General features: G+C 69.4%; 1 protein-coding gene. It reads right to left on the minus strand.

Annotated features, from left to right (window positions below; all coding sequences use genetic code 11):
• Nucleotides 1-63: 63 nt before the first annotated feature.
• Nucleotides 64-753: a lysophospholipid acyltransferase family protein gene (locus tag GWK61_RS54780; protein WP_194922324.1), complete on the minus strand. Its 690-nt coding sequence runs from the start codon at nt 751-753 to the stop codon at nt 64-66.
• Between the last annotated feature and the right edge of the window lie 220 nt (nt 754-973).

Genomic DNA, 973 nt, shown 5'->3' on the forward strand with positions numbered 1-973 from the left:
GCCGGCCCTTGACGCTGTCTCAAAAGGCTTAGCAGGTCGGGAGCCTTAGCAGGTCGGGGCGGCTCAGGCCGCCGCCTTCCCTTCCTTGACGTCGGAGGCGTAAACCGCCCGGTACTCCTGCCCCGACAGCTTCTGGATCTCCTCGATGACCTCGTCCGTGATCGCCCGGCGCACCAGTGCGGGCTTGCCCAGCGCCTTGGCCGCGGCCAGGTCCAGGGGGGCGCCGATGCGGATGGTCACGCGGCTCAGGCGCGGGATCTTCTTGCCGGGCGGCTGGACGCGGTCGGTGCCGACGATGCCGATCGGGATGATCGGCGCGCCCGAGCGGAGGGCGATCTCGGCGATGCCAGTGCGGCCGCGGTAGAGCTTGCCGTCGGGGGAGCGTGTGCCCTCCGGGTAGATGCCGAACAGGTCGCCGGCGTCCAGGACCGCCACGGCGCCCTCCAGGGCCGCGGTGGTGGCGTTGCGGGTGCCGGAGCGGTCGATGGGGACGGCGCCGGCGAAGCGGGCGTAGAAGTACTTGTTCCACATCCCCTTCAGGCCGCGGGTGTTGAAGTACTCGGCCTTGGCGATGAAGGTCACGTGGCGGGGGACCACCACCGGGATGAAGAAGGAGTCTGAGAACGACAGGTGGTTGGCGGCCAGGATGGCGGCCCCGGTGGCGGGGATGTTCTCCAGGCCCTCGACGCGCGGCCGGTAGACGAGCTTCACGAGGGGTTCGACGAAGAATTTCGCCGCCTGGTACACGGACATCTGCGCGCTGACCTCATTCTTCTTCGCCGCGGCGGGTCGGTGGGGACGCCGTCGAGACTAGCGGATCCCCGTAGGGGGTAGGTGCCGGCCGGCGGTTCGGTCCGGTGGCGGCTCAAAGACGACGCAAAGACGATGGGAAGCCGATGCGAAGACGACTCAGGGTGCGGGGTGGACCCGGAGCAGCCCTTCCTTCACGACGGTCGCGATCAGCGCCCCCTCG

Source organism: Catenulispora rubra, assembly GCF_015356825.1.
In the GTDB taxonomy this organism is placed as follows: Bacteria; Actinomycetota; Actinomycetes; order Streptomycetales; family Catenulisporaceae; genus Catenulispora; species Catenulispora rubra.

Bases quoted from the DNA above. Each gene is read 5' to 3' on its own strand.
- GWK61_RS54780 (WP_194922324.1), bottom strand. From the start codon at position 753: ATGTCCGTGTACCAGGCGGCGAAATTCTTCGTCGAACCCCTCGTGAAG.